The organism is Cellulomonas biazotea (assembly GCF_004306155.1).
GTDB classification, from domain to species: domain Bacteria; phylum Actinomycetota; class Actinomycetes; order Actinomycetales; family Cellulomonadaceae; genus Cellulomonas; species Cellulomonas biazotea.
In genome coordinates this window covers 23,091-38,750 of sequence record NZ_BIMR01000090.1, presented here as the reverse complement: position 1 = coordinate 38,750, position 15,660 = coordinate 23,091, and the positions used below count along the sequence as shown (strand labels likewise).

The 15,660-nt window shown below is 71.2% G+C and carries 10 protein-coding genes and 1 pseudogene; 3 read left to right on the top strand and 8 right to left on the bottom strand.

What is annotated here, in order from left to right; genetic code table 11:
* Positions 1-12 precede the first annotated feature (12 nt).
* The 4 genes from adhE to aceA all read right to left on the bottom strand — a co-directional run bounded on the left by adhE (position 13) and on the right by aceA (position 6,522).
* Entirely contained in the window at positions 13-2,763 is a 2,751-nt protein-coding gene (adhE, locus tag CBZ_RS07485; RefSeq protein WP_174768645.1) for a bifunctional acetaldehyde-CoA/alcohol dehydrogenase, read from the bottom strand.
* 201 nt (positions 2,764-2,964) lie between these two features.
* Positions 2,965-3,372 (bottom strand): nuclear transport factor 2 family protein, encoded by a 408-nt coding sequence (locus CBZ_RS07480; protein WP_130780950.1) that lies wholly within the window; start codon positions 3,370-3,372, stop codon positions 2,965-2,967.
* A gap of 116 nt (positions 3,373-3,488) precedes the next feature.
* Entirely contained in the window at positions 3,489-5,150 is a 1,662-nt protein-coding gene (gene aceB / locus CBZ_RS07475) for a malate synthase A (protein WP_130780949.1), read from the bottom strand.
* Between the two features lie 46 nt (positions 5,151-5,196).
* Positions 5,197-6,522 (bottom strand): isocitrate lyase, encoded by a 1,326-nt coding sequence (aceA, locus tag CBZ_RS07470; protein WP_130780948.1) that lies wholly within the window; start codon positions 6,520-6,522, stop codon positions 5,197-5,199.
* Between the two features lie 832 nt (positions 6,523-7,354).
* Here aceA and CBZ_RS07460 point away from each other — a divergent pair.
* The 3 genes from CBZ_RS07460 (at position 7,355) to CBZ_RS07450 (ending at position 10,425) form a co-directional block, all read left to right on the top strand.
* Positions 7,355-7,714, top strand: a complete 360-nt coding sequence (locus CBZ_RS07460; RefSeq protein WP_130780947.1) for an ArsR/SmtB family transcription factor — start codon at positions 7,355-7,357, stop codon at positions 7,712-7,714.
* Entirely contained in the window at positions 7,711-9,069 is a 1,359-nt protein-coding gene (locus tag CBZ_RS07455; protein WP_130780946.1) for an MFS transporter, read from the top strand. The genes CBZ_RS07460 and CBZ_RS07455 overlap by 4 nt, the downstream gene beginning before the upstream one ends.
* A 132-nt stretch (positions 9,070-9,201) precedes the next feature.
* Positions 9,202-10,425: a cytochrome P450 gene (locus CBZ_RS07450; protein WP_246013132.1), complete on the top strand. Its 1,224-nt coding sequence runs from the start codon at positions 9,202-9,204 to the stop codon at positions 10,423-10,425.
* 657 nt (positions 10,426-11,082) lie between these two features.
* On the opposite strand, the pseudogene CBZ_RS07445 reads toward CBZ_RS07450, so the two are convergent.
* The 4 genes and pseudogenes from CBZ_RS07445 to CBZ_RS07430 form a co-directional block, all read right to left on the bottom strand.
* Positions 11,083-12,230: pseudogene (locus tag CBZ_RS07445) on the bottom strand (IS3 family transposase).
* Between the two features lie 598 nt (positions 12,231-12,828).
* A complete protein-coding gene (locus CBZ_RS07440) occupies positions 12,829-13,314 on the bottom strand; it encodes a chymotrypsin family serine protease (protein ID WP_130780944.1) in 486 nt (161 codons plus the stop codon).
* 354 nt (positions 13,315-13,668) lie between these two features.
* Positions 13,669-14,154 carry a hypothetical protein gene (locus CBZ_RS07435; RefSeq protein WP_130780943.1) on the bottom strand — a complete coding sequence of 162 codons (486 nt, stop codon included), beginning with the start codon at positions 14,152-14,154 and terminating at the stop codon, positions 13,669-13,671.
* 422 nt (positions 14,155-14,576) lie between these two features.
* Positions 14,577-15,623 carry a hypothetical protein gene (locus CBZ_RS07430; RefSeq protein ID WP_130780942.1) on the bottom strand — a complete coding sequence of 349 codons (1,047 nt, stop codon included), beginning with the start codon at positions 15,621-15,623 and terminating at the stop codon, positions 14,577-14,579.
* Between the last annotated feature and the right edge of the window lie 37 nt (positions 15,624-15,660).

The following is a 15,660-nucleotide window of genomic DNA, read 5'->3' as shown; positions in this document are numbered from 1 at the left end:
ACGCGCGGGAGGTCAGGCCTCCTGCTGCTCGCTGCGGCGGGAACGGACGTCCTCCAGCGACGTGCCGTAGTAGGCCGCGGTCATCAGGTCCTTCATGTCGTCGATCATCGGCATGCGCGGGTTGGCGGGAGCGCACTGGTCCTCGTAGGCGCCCATGGCGACCTCGTCGAGGCGGCTCATGAACTCCTGCTCGGACACGCCCTGGCCCTGGAACGAGGCCGGGATGCCGACCTTCGCACGCAGCGCCTCGACGGCCAGCGCGTAGGACTCGACACCCTGCGCCGGGGTGGCGGCGGGCAGGCCGAGCATCTGCGCGATCTGCTGGAACCGCTCCGGGGCGACGTAGTGCTCGTACTTCGGCCAGCTCGTGAGCTTGGTCGGGACGGTGCCGTTGTAGCGGATGACGTGCGGCAGCAGCGTCGCGTTCGTGCGGCCGTGCACCAGGTGGTGCGTCGAGCCGACGACGTGCGCCATGGCGTGCACGATCCCGAGGAACGCGTTGCCGAAGCTCATGCCCGCGATCGTCCCGGCGTTGTGCATCTTCTCCCGCGCGTCCTTCGTGGCGGGGTCCTCGGGGGCGCCGTTGACCGACGTCGCGAGGTTGTCGAAGATCAGGCGGATCGCCTGCAGCGCCATGCCGTCCGTGAAGTCGTTCGCGTAGACCGACACGTACGCCTCGGTCGCGTGCGTCAGGGCGTCGAAGCCGGAGTCCGCCGCGAGCGACGGGGGCATCTTGGCCGTGAGGACCGGGTCGATGATCGCGACCGTCGGCGTCAGCGCGTAGTCGGCGAGCGGGTACTTCTTGCCCGCGTCGGGGTCGGAGATGACCGCGAACGGCGTGACCTCGGCGCCCGTGCCCGACGTCGTCGGGATGCAGACGAGCTGCGCGAGCTCACCCAGCACGGGGAACTTGAACGCACGCTTGCGGACGTCGAAGAACTTCTGCTTGAGGTCGGAGAAGTTGATCTCCGGGTGCTCGTACAGCAGCCACATGACCTTCGCGGCGTCCATCGGCGAGCCGCCGCCGAGCGCGATGATCGTGTCCGGGCGGAAGTGGCGCATCTGCGCGGCGCCGTTCTGCACGGTGCGGACCGACGGCTCGGGCTCGACCTGGTCGATGATCTGCAGGGCGACCTTGCCGGGGCGGCGGTTGAGGACGTCGATGATCTTGTCGACGAAGCCCAAGGTGGTCATCGTCGCGTCGGTGACGATCGTGACGCGCTCGACCTCGGGCATGTCCTGCAGGTAGCGGATCGCGTTCGGCTCGAAGTACGTCTTGGCCGGGACCTTGAACCACTGCAGGTTGTTGTTGCGCCGGCCGACGCGCTTGACGTTGATGAGGTTCACCGCCGAGACGTTGTTGGAGACCGAGTTGTGGCCGTACGAGCCGCAGCCCAGCGTGAGCGACGGGATGAACGCGTTGTAGATGTCGCCGATGCCGCCGAGCGACGAGGGCGCGTTCGCGATGACGCGGACGGCCTTGACGCGGCTGCCGAACTTCTCGGTGAGGGCGTCGTCGCGGGTGTGGATCGCGGCGGAGTGGCCGAGGCCGTCGAACTCCACCATCTGCTCGGCGAGCGTGATGCCCTGCTCGGTCGTCGTGGCGCGCAGCACCGCGAGGACGGGGGCGAGCTTCTCGCGCGTCAGCGGCTCCTGCGGGCCGACGCCGTCGACCTCCGCGAGGATGATCGAGGTGTCCGCGGGGACCGTGAAGCCGGCCTGCTCGGCGATCCACTGCGGCGACTTGCCGACGACCGTCGGGTTGAGCTTCGCCTCGCCGCAGTTGGTGCCCTGCGCCTCGACGCCGAAGATGAACTGCTCGAGCAGCGTCTTCTCGGCGGGGGTCGCCAGGTAGGCGTGCAGGACCTTGAACTCCGCCATCGCGGCGTCGTAGATCTCGTCGTCGAGGATGACGGCCTGCTCGGACGCGCAGATCATGCCGTTGTCGAACGCCTTGGACAGGACGACGTCGTTGACGGCCCGCTTGAGCTTGGCCGACTTCTCGATGTAGGCCGGGACGTTGCCCGCGCCGACCCCGAGGGCCGGCTTGCCACAGGAGTAGGCCGCGCGGACCATCGCGTTGCCGCCGGTCGCGAGGATGAGCGCCACGCCCGGGTGGTTCATCAGCATGTTGGTCGCCGCGATGCTCGGCGTCTCGACCCACTGGATGCAGTGCTCGGGGGCACCCGCGGCGACGGCCGCGTCCCGCACGACCTTCGCGGCCGCGACCGAGGACGCCTGCGCGCCCGGGTGGAACGCGAAGATGATCGGGTTGCGGGTCTTGAGCGCGATGAGCGACTTGAAGATCGCCGTCGACGTCGGGTTCGTGACCGGGGTGACGCCGCAGACGACGCCGACGGGCTCGGCGATCTCGGTGATGCCGCGCAGCTCGTCGCGGGCGATGACGCCCACGGTCTTGAGGTCGGCCATCGAGTTCGTCACGTGCTCGCACGCGAAGATGTTCTTGACGGCCTTGTCCTCGAACACGCCGCGCCCGGTCTCCTCGACCGCGAGCTTCGCGAGGTGGCCGTGCTGGTCGAGCGCCGCGACCGAACCCTTCTTGACGAAGCGGTCGACGTCCTCCTGCGTGAACCGCGCGTACTCCGCGAGCGCCTTCGTCGCGTTGGCGACGAGTGCGTCGATCGCGGAGGCGACCTGGTCCTCGGAGAGCGCCGGGGCGGGAGCGGCCGGCGCCTCGGGCGCGGTCGCGGGGGCCTTCTTGGCCTTGGTCGTGCGGGTCGTGCTGGACTCGGTGACAGTCACCGTAGGGCTCCCCTGGTCAGTGCTCGGGAGTGGCCTCCCGGCGGTTGCTGGAGTCGTCGCCGTTGACGTCTTCGACGCTAGGGGGGCGATTCGTCGGATGACTGAGCCGAAGGTCCTGAGGCCAGGTCAGCGGGGGGAAACTCGGGAAACCTGCAGGTGGGAGGCCTGGGACCTGGGTCCCAGGCGCTGCCGCGCAGGCGGTCAGTCGAGGTCTGCGGAGCCCTCGCGGTAGACGCGCCCGCGCCGGATCAGACCATCGCCGTCGACGTCGAGGAACACCGCGACCGTGAACGTCCGGACCTCGCCGTCGAACGTCAGCGTCTCGCGGAGCTCGGCCGCGGCGCGGTCCTCGCCGACGACCAAGGAGAGGACCTCCAGGGCGGGGTCGAGCGCCCACAGGCCCGCGTCGAACACGTCTGCCAGCGCCGCGGTCCCGACGAACACGTCCTGCCCGGTGGCCCACCGGGCGTCCGCGGTGAACCCGGCCAGCAGGCGTGCGGTGTCGTGGGCGTTGAACGCGGCGACGTGCTCGCGCGCGGCCCGCTCCGTCCGCTGCCGGGCGCCGTCGTGGCGGTCCATGCCCGTCAGTATCGCCGCGACGTCGCTCATGATCGCCTCCGCCGAGCCGGGACGTCGACCGCGCCTCGCGTGACGCCGCCGCAGACCCCGGCACCGACTGACGCCGGGGGACGTGCACGAACGGCACGTCCCCCGGCGCGTCGGCGTCAGGCGCGGGTGACCAGGTGCTGCGCGTAGGCCGGGACGGTGAGGAACGTCGGGAACGCCTCGCCCAGCGCGACCTCCTCGAACAGCGCGGCCGCGTCGTCGAACCGGTCGTCGGCGGTGCGCGGCAGGCCGGCCAGGACGTCGGCGAGGACGGCCCGGACGTGCGCGGCGTCGACCGTCGTGCCCGAGTCCGTCGTGACGCCGTGGTGCACCCACTGCCACACCTGCGACCGGGAGATCTCCGCGGTCGCGGCGTCCTCCATGAGCCCGTCGATCGCGACGGCACCGGTGCCGCGCAGCCACGCCTCCAGGTAGCGGACCGCGACGGACAGGTTGGTCCGCAGGCCCGCGTCGGTGATGGCGCCGGGCTCGCAGCCGCCCGCCGACGCGACGTCGAGCAGGTCCGCCGCGCTCACCTCGACGTCGTCGCGCAGCCGGTCACGCTGGTCGGTGCGCTCGCCGAGCGCCTCGTCGAAGACGGCCCGCGCGACGGGCACGAGGTCGGGGTGCGCGACCCACGTCCCGTCGAAGCCCTGGTCCGCCTCGCGCTGCTTGTCGGCCCGGACCTGCGCGAACGCCCGCTCGTTGGCCTCCGGGTCGCGACGGTTCGGGACGAACGCGCTCATGCCGCCGATCGCCTGCGCGCCGCGCCGGTGGCACGTCGCGACCAGCAGGTCGGTGTACGCCCGCATGAACGGCACGGTCATCGTCACGCGGGAGCGGTCGGGAAGGATCCAGCGGCGACCGCGGGACCGGAACGTCTTGACGACGCTGAAGATGTAGTCCCAGCGGCCCGCGTTGAGGCCCGCGCAGTGGTCGCGCAGCTCGTAGAGGATCTCCTCCATCTCGAACGCGGCCGTGATGGTCTCGATGAGGACCGTCGCGCGGATCGTGCCGTGCCGCAGACCCAGGTACGCCTCGGTGAACCGGAACACCTCGTCCCACAGCCGCGCCTCGTAGTGGTTCTCGATCTTCGGCAGGTACAGGTACGGGCCGCGGCCGCCGTCGACCAGCGCCTGCGCGTTGTGGAACAGGTAGAGGCCCGCGTCGACGAGCGACGCGGACGCGCCGTAGCGCTGGCCGGCCCGGTCGACGTGCTCGACGTGCTTCTCGGCGAGGTGCCAGCCGCGCGGGCGGAACACGATCGTCGGCGTCTGCTCGCCGACCCGGTACTCCTTGCCGTCGGGCGACGTGAAGTCCGCGTCGCCGCGGATCGCGTCGTACAGGCTGTGCTGGCCGCCGACGACGTGCTCCCAGGTGGGGCTGGTCGCGTCCTCCAGGTCGGCGAGCCAGACGCGCGCGCCGGAGTTGAGGGCGTTGACGGTCGTCTTGCGGTCGGTCGGGCCGGTGATCTCGACCCGACGGTCCTCCAGGCCGGGACCCGGTCCGGCGACGCGCCACGTGCGGTCCGCCCGCACGCCCGCGGTCAGCGGGAGGAAGCCGGGGTCGGCGCCGTTCGCGATGCGGTCGCGGCGCAGCTGGCGCTCGCGCAGCAGCAGGATCCGGCGCGTGCCGAACAGGGTGTGCAGGTCGGCGACGAAGTCCAGCGCCTCGGGCGTGAGGATCTGCGCGGAGCCGGGGACGTCCGGGCCCACGATCTCGAGGTGCGGCTGGACGACGGGTCCCGTCAGCGGGGCGCGGGCGGGGGTGAGGATGGTCATGGTGCACCTCCGGGTGCGGGCGCGGCGGGGCCGCGCGGGTCAGGGGTCAGTGGGTGAACTGGGCCGTCTCGGTGGAGCCGGCGAGCGCGAGCGTCGAGGCGTCGGGCGTGATCGCGGTGGCGACCCGGTCGAAGTACCCCGTGCCGACCTCGCGCTGGTGGCGGGTCGCGGTGTAGCCGGCGGCCTCGGCCGCGATCTCGGCCTGCTGCAGGTCGACGTACGCGCTCATGCCGCGCTGCGCGTAGCCGCTGGCCAGGTCGAACATCGAGTGGTTGAGCGCGTGGAAGCCGGCCAGCGTGACGAACTGGAACGCGTACCCGTAGCCCGCGAGGTCGCGCTGGAACCGCGCGATCTGCGCGTCGTCCAGGTGGCGGCGCCAGTGGAACGACGGCGAGCAGTTGTACGCGAGGAGCTTGCCGGGGTGCTTCTCGTGGATGCGCTCGGCGAACTCGATCGCGAGGGCCAGGTCGGGCGTCGACGTCTCGACCCACAGCAGGTCCGCGAAGGGCGCGTACGCGTCGGCGCGGGCGACGACGGCGTCCAGGCCGGGCCGCACCCGGTGGTAGCCCTCCGGGGTGCGCTCGCCCGTGAGGAACGGGTGGTCGCGCTCGTCGGCGTCGCTCGTCAGCAGGTCCGCGCCGAGGGAGTCGGTGCGCGCGACGATGACGCTCGGCACGTCGGCGACGTCTGCCGCGAGCCGCGCCGCGGACAGCGTCCGGACGTGCTGGGCCGTCGGGACGAGCACCTTGCCGCCCAGGTGGCCGCACTTCTTCTCCGCCGCGAGCTGGTCCTCCCAGTGCACGCCCGCCGCGCCCGCCGCGATCATCGCGTGCATGAGCTCGTAGGCGTTGAGCGGGCCGCCGAACCCTGCCTCGGCGTCGGCGACGACCGGCGCGAGCCAGTCGCGCGACGCCCGGCCGTGCTCGGCGACCTCGACCTGGTCGGCGCGCAGCAGCGCGTTGTTGATGCGACGGACGACGGCGGGCACGGAGTTGGCGGGGTAGAGGCTCTGGTCGGGGTACGTCTGGCCGGACAGGTTGGCGTCGGCGGCCACCTGCCAGCCGGACAGGTAGATCGCCTCCAGCCCGGCCCGGACCTGCTGCACGGCCTGGTTGCCGGTGAGCGCCCCGAGCGCGGGGACGTGCGTCCGCTGGTGCAGCAGGTCCCACAGGCGGCGGGCGCCGCGACGCGCGAGCGTGTGCTCCTCGCCGACCGACCCGCGCAGCGCGACGACGTCCTGCGCGGAGTGGGTCCGGCGGATGCCGGCCCAGCGCGGGTCGGTCGCCCAGACCGTCTCCAGGTCGGCCGCGGTCTGCGTGCGGTCGCCGGGCAGCGTCGTCGTGCGGGGAGCGGGGTCGGTGGCGGTGCTCATCGGGTCCTCCCGGATCCTTCGGTCGTGCTCGCGGTGCGTCTCGCGAGGCGTGGTGCGGGGCGGCGGGCGGTATGTCCGCCGTCGGCCCCGCACCTCCACCGTGGGGCACGCTCGGCCGGGGGAGGCCGGTGGGGGAGCGTGAAGTTCCGGGCTTCTTCCCGCTTCCGGAAGCCGTCGGTCGACCACGCCGTCGTGCGGGCGGATGCCTGGTACCGCAGAAGTTCTCTGCCGGACCAGGCGAATCGCCCGTCGCGGCCCCCCGTGGGACCGCGTTCACGACGGAAGGATCGACTTCCTTCTCCTGGACGGAACCGTCGCGGCCTGGCACCGTGGGTGGGCATGACGACGACGTCCGCCCGTCCCGCACCCCCGCCGCCCCCGGCGTCCGGCGCCCTCGACACGCTCCCCTGGAGGTGGACGCCGAGGAACCAGCCGAGGACGGGCATGAGGCCCTGGAACGCGCCGAACGCGACGGCGATCGCGGCGGTGTCGCGGACGGTGAGCCGCCGGATGTGCAGGCCCTTGCCGAGCGCGACGGCGAACGCGTCGGCGGACAGGCTGAACGCGATCAGGAGCAGCGTCAGGGGCGACATGCGGGCCTTCCGGTCGGGCTGCCGGAGGCCGTCGGCGCGCCTCCGCACGGCGTCCACCGGGGAGTGCGAGCGGGGCTGCTCCAGCGCAGCGCCGACCGTACGGGGGCGTCTGGTCCCGGGGGAAGTCGAGGCCGTGTGAGGACGGTCTCGGAACTTTCGACCGCCTGACCTGCGAAGACGGAAGTTCGGACGACCGCATCGGTCTCGGCGTGACCACGAGACCGCGCTACTATCTGCGCATGCATGAAGATGCGCAGGAATACACGGTCGCCGTGGACTCCCAGGACGTCGACCTCGCCGTCGAGGTGTTCTCCCTGCTCGCCGACGCGACGCGCGTGCGGATCATCCTCGCCCTGCGCGACGACGAGCTGTCCGTCAACCACCTCGCCGACATCGTCGACAAGTCCCCGACGTCCGTGTCGCAGCACCTCGCGAAGCTGCGCTGGGGCCGCATCGTCAAGAGCCGGCAGGACGGCAACCGCGTCTTCTACTCGCTCGTCGACGAGCACGCCCGGACACTCGTCACGCAGGCGGTCTACCAGGCGCAGCACGCGCTGGACGACGTCCCGGAGCACCACCGGGCGGCGCCGACACCGTGAGCCCGCTCGCCCACCCCACGTTCCGGCGGCTGTTCACCGCGCAGGTCGTCTCCCTCGCCGGTACCGGCCTCGCGACGGTCGCCCTCGGCCTGCTCGCGTACGACGTCGCGGGGGAGCGGGCCGGGCAGGTCCTCGGTACGGTCTTCGCGATCAAGATGGTCGCGTACGTCGTCGTCGCCCCGCTGGCCGCGGCCCTCGTCGTTCGGCTGCCCCGGCGCGCCGTCCTCGTGTCCGCCGACGTGGTCCGGGCCGTCGTCGCGCTGTGCCTGCCGTTCGTCGGTGCGACCTGGCAGGTGTACGTGCTGGTCTTCGTGCTGCAGGCCGCCTCGGCCACGCACACCCCGACGTGGCAGGCGCTCGTCCCGGACGTCCTGCCCGACGAGCGCGAGTACACGCAGGCGCTCTCGCTGGCCCGGCTCGCCGACGACCTCGAGATGGTGCTGTCGCCCGTCCTCGCCGCGGTGCTCCTGCTCGTCGTCTCGTCGCACGCGCTGTTCGTCGGCACCGGGATCGGGTTCGCCGCCTCGGCGGTCCTCGTCGCGTCCCTGGCCCTCGGGCGCACTGCTCGGTCGTCCGACACCGACGCAGGGTTCGCCGAGCTGCCGCTCGGCGCGCGCGTGCGGCACGGCGTCGCACTCATGGCCCGGACCCCCACGCTTCGCCCGCTGCTCGCGCTCAACCTCGCCGTCGCGGCCGCCGGGGCGTACGTCCTGGTGCAGACGGTCGTCATCGCCCGCTCGACGTTCCAGCAGGGCGACGTGGTCGTGGCCGTGCTGCTCGCCGTGAACGGCGCCGGCTCGATGACCGCGGCCCTGCTGCTGCCGCGGGTCCTGCGCCGCGTGCCCGACCGCACCGTCATGCTCGGCGGGGCCGCCGCCCTCACGATCGCGACCGCGCTCGTCCCGCTCGCGCTGCGCGCGCCCGGCGTCGGCCTCGTCGCCGTCGGCCTGCTGTGGCTCGCGGTCGGGGCCGCCTGGGCGTGCGCCGAGGTGCCCATGGGCCGGCTGATCGTGCGCGACCTCCCCGAGGACGACCGGGCCGCCGCGTTCGCCGCGCAGTTCTCGCTGTCGCACGCCTGCTGGCTCGTGACCTACCCGCTCGCCGGGTGGCTCGGCGCGGTCGGCCTCACCGGCGCAGCGCTGCTGCTCGCCGGCGTGTCGGGCGCCGCGACGATCGCAGCCGTCTCGCTCTGGCCGAGCCGCGCGACGGCGCCCGTGAACGTACCTGTACCCGAACCCGTACCCGTGGCCGGGCCCGCGGACCTGACCGACGGCGCACCTGCCGACCGGACCGACGGCACGCCCGCCGACCTGACCGACCGCGCGCCCGCGGACCTGCCGACCACGACCCGCTGACGGCTCGCCTCGCGGTCCGCGCCGCCTCGGCCAGGAGTCGGCCAGGAGTCGGCCAGGAGTCGGCCAGGAGTCGGCCAGGAGTCGGCCAGGAGTCGGCCAGAAGTCGGCCAGAAGTCGGCCACTATGGGTCGGGTGACCGAGCACCTCCCCTGGGACGAGCGCGCGCGCGACGAGCCGGGAGCTCCGCCCGACCCTCGGGGCGCCGGAGCTTTCGTGGCGGACTGGAACCCGCGCGGCCCGCGGGTCAGCCGCGACGCGCGCGCGGCGTACGACGAGCTGCGCGAGCGCTGCCCCGTCGCGCGCGGCGCCGACGGCGCGTGGACGCTCTTCACCCACGCCGACGTCGTGCGAGCGGCCCGCGACCACGACACGTTCTCCAACGCGGTCTCCCGGCACCTGCAGGTGCCCAACGGCCTCGACGGTGCGACGCACACGACGTTCCGCGCGGTCGTCGACCGCTACTTCACGCCCGACCGCATCCGTGCGCTGGCGCCGGAGGTGACGCGGGTCGCGGTCGACCTGGTGTCGCAGACCCCGGTCCCGGGTGCCGTCGACGCCGTCGCGCTGGGCGCGCGCTTCGCGGTGCGCGCCCAGAGCGCGTGGCTGGGCTGGCCGGCGGAGCTGGAGGACGACCTGCTGCGGTGGGTCGCGGACAACCGTGCGGCGGCCCGCTCGCGCGACCGTGCCCGCACCGCGGAGGTCGCCCGGCGGTTCGACGCGATCATCCGGGGCCTCACCGACGCGCGTCGCCTCGCGGGCGCCGCGGCACCCGCCGACGTCACGACGGAGCTCGTGCGCGAGACCGTCGACGGCCGCGCGCTGACGGACGCCGAGATCGTCTCGATCCTGCGCAACTGGACGGGCGGCGACCTCGGCTCGATGGCACTGTGCGCCGGGGTCGTCCTCACGTACCTGGCCGACCACCCCGACCTGCAGGCGCGGGTGCGTGCGGGTGTGCCCGACGGTGACCTGGACGCGGTGCTCGACGAGGTCCTGCGGCTCGACGACCCGTTCGTCAGCAACCGTCGCGTCGCCCTCGAGCCCGTGACGGTGCGCGACCGGCGGATCGCGCCGGGCGACACGGTCGTCCTCAGCTGGACCGCCGCGAACCGCGACCCCGCCGTCTTCGGCGACCCGGACGAGCTGGACCCGCTCGGGCACGCGGCAGACAACCTCGTGTGGGGGACCGGGAAGCACGTCTGCCCCGGACGGCCGCTGGCGACGCTCGAGCTGCGCGCGCTCGTCCGCGCCGTCCTCGGCGCCACGACCGCGGTCGAGCCCGACCCGCAGCGGCCGCGCGTCCGGTCGCTCGCGCCGTTCGGCGGCTACCGCGTGGCGCCGCTGCTCCTGCGCTGACTTCGGGGAGACGACGAGAGCCGCGTCGCTCGACTCGGCGACACGGCTCTCGGGGAAGTGCGCGCCCGTGAGGCCGGATCTTTGGATGGTCGGCGAGTTCGCCGCGAAGGTCGCCATCTCGACAATGCTCGAAGCGTCCGGTTGTGGCGAGCACCGGCTGCCCGGCGCGCACGCGGTGCTCTCACTTCGAGCCGGGATCGATCTCGCCGCGCCATTCGGCTCAGAACGCTCGGCCCACGTCACGTGGCACGCACCCACACCACCGCGCCGTGACTGTCCCACCTGCACCTGATCGCGGTACCGCCCCAGGATCGTGGCGGGTCTCAATGAGTCAAAGCGTCCTCGCGGCGATCGTCGATGAGGCGGCACACGGGGGAGACCTCGAGACGGGCGGCATCCTGCTCGGACACGACAGGCCACGCCTCAACGAGACACACATCGTCACCGCTGGTGGGCCAGGTCCGCTCGCTACGCGCAGCGCGCGATTCTTCTACGCGATCTGAAGCACGCCCAGCAACTCGCGGCCGAAGCGTGGGATCAGACGGGTGCGGTGTGGGTGGGGGACTGGCATACCCATCCCGACGGAGCATGAACCGCCCCGGCTTCCATGGAGGCTCTGGTGTGCCCCGGGTTTCGTGGAGCCGGGTGGCTGGATTCTCAGGCCACGGTGATGGTTGATCGGTTCTCGAACTCTACGGGCGTGAGCCAGCCGAGTGCGGAGTGTCGGCGGCGGCGGTTGTGGAAGATCTCGAGGTAGTCGAATATCGCATTCGCGAGCTCGAGACGGGTGCGCCAGCGGTGCCGGTCGAGCAGTTCGACCTGCATGCGTGACCAGAATGACTCGATGACGGCGTTGACGTAGAAATCGCCGATCGAGCCCATCGAGGGCACGAGCCCGGACTGCTTCGCGCGGGTGGTGAACGCCCAGGACCCGAACTGGACGCCGTGGTCGGAGTGGATGATCGTGCCGGCCGGCGGGCGCCGGGAGTCGATGGCCATACCCAGGGCGTTGGTGACCAGCGCCGCGGTCGGTGAGGCGTCGATCGACCAGCCAACCACGCGCCTGGAGCACACGTCGAGCACGACGGCGCAGTAGACCTTCCCTTCGCGGGTCGGGTGCTCGGTGATGTCGGTGACCCACAGCTGGTCGACGCCGTCACGAGCGAAGCGACGGTCGACGAGGTCGGAGGAGATCAGGTCGGGTCTCGCCCGACGCCACTTGGGCCGCCCGGTGATCCCGCGCAGCCCGGCGCGGGCCATCAGCATCTCCACGGTGCCGTGCGCGACGAGCAGGCCGTGCCCGAGTCGCAGTTCGGCATGCACCCGCCGGTAGCCGTAGGTCCCGCGCGAGGCGACGCGGACCTGACGGATCGTCTCAGTCAGCAGAGCGTGGCGCACCTGCCGTGCGGTTGGCCCGCGCCGCCGCCAGGCGTAACACCCCGAGACGGTGACCTCCAGCACCCGAGTCGCGGCCTGCACCGCCATCCCCTCCTCGGCCATCACCGCGATGGCCTCGAACCGCCTTTTGGGGGCACCACCTTCCCCAACAGCTCACTGGCGCGGCGGTGAATCGCCAGCTCGGCCTCCAGCTGCGCGATCCGTCGCCGGGCCGCAGACAGCTCGGCCCGTTCGGGGCTCGTCAACCCCGCCTCGACACCCCGGTCGATGCGCTCCTGGCGCAGCCAGGTGTAGATCGTCTGGTCGCTGATCTCCAGGTCACGTGCGACGTCGACGACCCTGCGACCAGACGCGACCAGATCGAGCACCTTGCGCCGGAACTCCGGCGGATACCCACGTCGTCCCACAGCCCCTCCCCAGGGGGCAGGTGGACACGAGAATCCAGGAACCCGACTCCACCGAACAAGGGGCAGACCAACTAGGTGGTCTGGTCAGTCGTTGCCTTGATCGCGCCCGGCGTCGCAAAGGGCGGGCATAATGGCTTGGACGAGCCGCGGCGTCGTGTCATAACCGTCGGGTGACTGAAACTGAGGGCGCCGAGCAATACCACTGGAGGTGTTGACGTGGCAATGCGACGCAGATGGCTGATCGTCGGAGTGGCAGGCGTCGCCGTCGCGAGCTCTCTGGTCATCGTCAGTAGCCAATCCCGGGCGGTCAACATCCCGGCCCAAGGACCGTGGACGGTGCGGATCGCGACTGATCCCAGTAGCGCCCGAAACTGCGCGGCGGATGAGGCTGTGGAAGCGGCAATTCAGACGGCGTCGGCGCCATCGGCCGGTGGCTCCTTTCGCCTAGCGGACGACGCGACCAGGAGTGACGTCGAGCGTGTAGTCGATTGTGTTACCGAGAGCATCGCGTCGTCACTGGTCAGCGTGGTGGCCGCCATCGACTGACTAGGTGTGGTCACCCCTCGACCGACTGGGGTGACCACACCTAGTTGTGACGCTACGGCAGAACCTGAAGCGCCCAGCCGGTCGAGCCAAGGGCTCCCGACACAGAGGTGCTGAATGCCATGGCACTGCAGAGGCGTCCCGGGTAAACGTCGCCCATGCAGGTCCCGGTCCCATTCGCAATCCCCGAGATGATCGTGGCCGCATAGCGCTTGTACCCTGATCCGGTACTCGTCAGCACATAGCCAGGACCGCCGCTGTCGCCCTGCCCGACGGTCGCGAGGCCCGCGCTGTTCACCGTCGTGAATGCCCACGAAATCTGGACGCCGTAGTCGACCTGGCTCTCGCTATGGGTGACGATGTTGCCGCATTGCAGGCCCGAGAACGATCCGGAGTAGCAGATCTCCGTGCCGATCACCGGCGATGCCAGCCCGTTGATCGGTGTGTAGGTATCGGAGTTCCACGCCCCCGTGTACATGTACGGGTAGGAGGTCGTCGTGCCCAGCACGGCACCGTCGTACCAGGTGTCGCGATGGGTCATCTGACCGAGCATGTAGTACGAGTTGCTGCCAGCCACTCCATTGTGGACCACCCACGTACTCCCGACCGCGCCACAGTGTGCTGCGGTGAGTTGACCCTTGACGCCCGTCTCCGGTCTGATCACCGCGAAAGCACTCGTGCACCTGTTCACGATCTGGCTTGTTGCGATATTGAACTGGTGGATGCGAGCGCCAGCAATGTGGGCCGTGTCGCTCTGTCGCGAGAGCCTGAATGGGCGCCTCGGAGAACGTCACTGGCACGCCCGCGACGTCCGTCACTCGGGTCTTGCGCGCCGACTCTGAGGCGCCGGCCTCTCGACGGGCCGCGTTTCCCACGGGCGTCGATAGCGAGACGTTCAAGCCCGACCCGTCGGGCTCGACGGCCGCGCGCGCAACGGGCACACCCGCGACCCTTCGAGCAGGGCCGCGGCGGTCGAGCGGAGGTCCGCAGGCGAGTAGCGACTCGCCAAGACGGCAACAGGCTGATCGGTCGCCGCGATGGCCGCATCGAGTCGCGACGAGCGCTCGCCGTGCCAGTAGATCTCGATCGCAGACCGGTCCTCTGCGATCCCCACCGAGGCGACCTGGGGGTCGGTCGCGAAGGCCTCGGCGAGAGCCTCGGCTGATCTCAGCATGCCGTCGGGCACCGGCGGAAGCGTCAGGTGAACAACTTCGGGAAAGGTGCCATCGAGAGGCGGCAGGGGAGCTCGGCGCTCCGCTTCGACCACGTGTGCGGGTCGTTCTGACGGGTTGGTTTCCGCGTGTGCCGGTAGGGCGGGGGCGATGATCAACACTGCAGCAGCGGTCGCGTAGGTGATCGATCGTCGAGTGAGCAACGTCATGTGTTCTCCCGGTCAGGTCGCTGGGCGCCGCCCCACCACCACGGACGGCAGTCACTATTGTCGTGACTCTTGTCAGCGATTGTTGTGAAACGGGAGATGGATTCGGGCGCGAATGGCTGGCTCAGCCAAACATGGTTGCCAGTGGCTCGACGGGTCTCCAGATGGCTCTGGGTGTCATCGCGTGGTGCGGCTTCAACCACACGAGCGAAGAATGCGGCATCTACGTCCGCCACTCGGTCGCGGACGATGCCCACCAGAAGTCGCGAGAACCGCCCGACCGCTGCGTGTCACCACCATGACCGCGCCTCCTGTCAGAAGTGCTCTCACCAGCTCAGCGCGCCCTCTCCCGCCCGACCAGAGCCGAAAGGCCCCGAGCCGACGCCGAAGCGGCGGGCGTCTGCCCCCGGCGGAGCGGGTACCGGTCAGGACCGGTCCTTCAACGCATCGAGCAACGTCCCGACCGGCAACAGGCTGACCACCAGGACGCCGAGCGTTGCGCCCGACCACGTCGCAATGACATGCCCCGTGACCTGCACCAGCGTTGTCCTGACGTCAGCGTCGAGACCGAGCGCGAACGTGACTGCGATGCCCCAACCCCACGCAGCCGCGATCAACGACAGCAGTGCCCACTCAGTGACCTGCAACACCATGCGGGCACGCCGGTGAGCCCCGAACGTCGCGTACACCGCCACGCGGCTGCGTCGCGTCCAGGCGATGATTGCCCACAACGAGGTGAGGAACACCGCCGCGGCCGCCCACGCCCACGCCAGCGGCCGACCGGTGTACGCGGTGGCGAAGTTCAGTCCGTACCCGCTGTCCGACAGGCGCTCGCGGACAACGGCAGGTGTCCCGTCGGGGGCGGCGAGCGCTTCGGACAGGTAGGCCTGCACGGCGCCCTGGTGAGCTGCGTCGGCTGTCACGTAGCACTGAGCGGCGTTCCCGGTGTGCAGGTCGGGCAGCATCCACGTGCCGCTCAGGTCGTCACCGAGCGCGGGGGAGTCGACTTCGCTCACGGCAACGGTGCCGGTGGCGGTTGTGGCGGTTCCGTCGTACGTCGTAACGGCGAGAGCAGTGGTGTCTCCGTCGCGCAGGCCCAGCGGTCCGAGCGTGTCGGCCGTAGCCAGCACTGCGCCGCCAGCCGGTGCGGGAAGGCTGAAGAAGGCGAACACTCCGGGGGACACACGGGTGAGCGTCGCGCGGGTGCCGGGCGCGTGGGCGGCGGTGGCGGCCTCGACGGTCGGGTTCACGGCAAACGCTGCGTTGATGCCGTCGATCTGGGCGAGGCGGTCGCACGCGGCGACGTCGATCGCGGCGTCTCCCTCGGCGTTTCCGGGCTCGACGATGACGGTGTGCGCGCCGGCCCCGATCCAGTCCCGTTCGGCGTGAACAAGCGCGCTGACTTCTAGCGCGTTCGCCAGGCCGACTCCGGCGCTGACCCACGCGACGGCGAGCATGACGATGACGGACACCCATCGTCCGGAACGGGCGTTTGCCGCTCCTTCGGCC

Excerpts from the sequence above, each read along its gene's own strand:
- CBZ_RS07480 (WP_130780950.1), bottom strand. The coding sequence starts at position 3,372 with ATGAGCGACGTCGCGGCGATACTGACGGGCATGGACCGCCACGACGGC.
- aceB (WP_130780949.1), bottom strand. The coding sequence starts at position 5,150 with ATGACCATCCTCACCCCCGCCCGCGCCCCGCTGACGGGACCCGTCGTC.
- aceA (WP_130780948.1), bottom strand. The coding sequence starts at position 6,522 with ATGAGCACCGCCACCGACCCCGCTCCCCGCACGACGACGCTGCCCGGC.
- CBZ_RS07460 (WP_130780947.1), top strand. The coding sequence starts at position 7,355 with ATGCATGAAGATGCGCAGGAATACACGGTCGCCGTGGACTCCCAGGAC.
- CBZ_RS07440 (WP_130780944.1), bottom strand. The coding sequence starts at position 13,314 with ATGACCCATCGCGACACCTGGTACGACGGTGCCGTGCTGGGCACGACG.
- CBZ_RS07435 (WP_130780943.1), bottom strand. The coding sequence starts at position 14,154 with ATGACGTTGCTCACTCGACGATCGATCACCTACGCGACCGCTGCTGCA.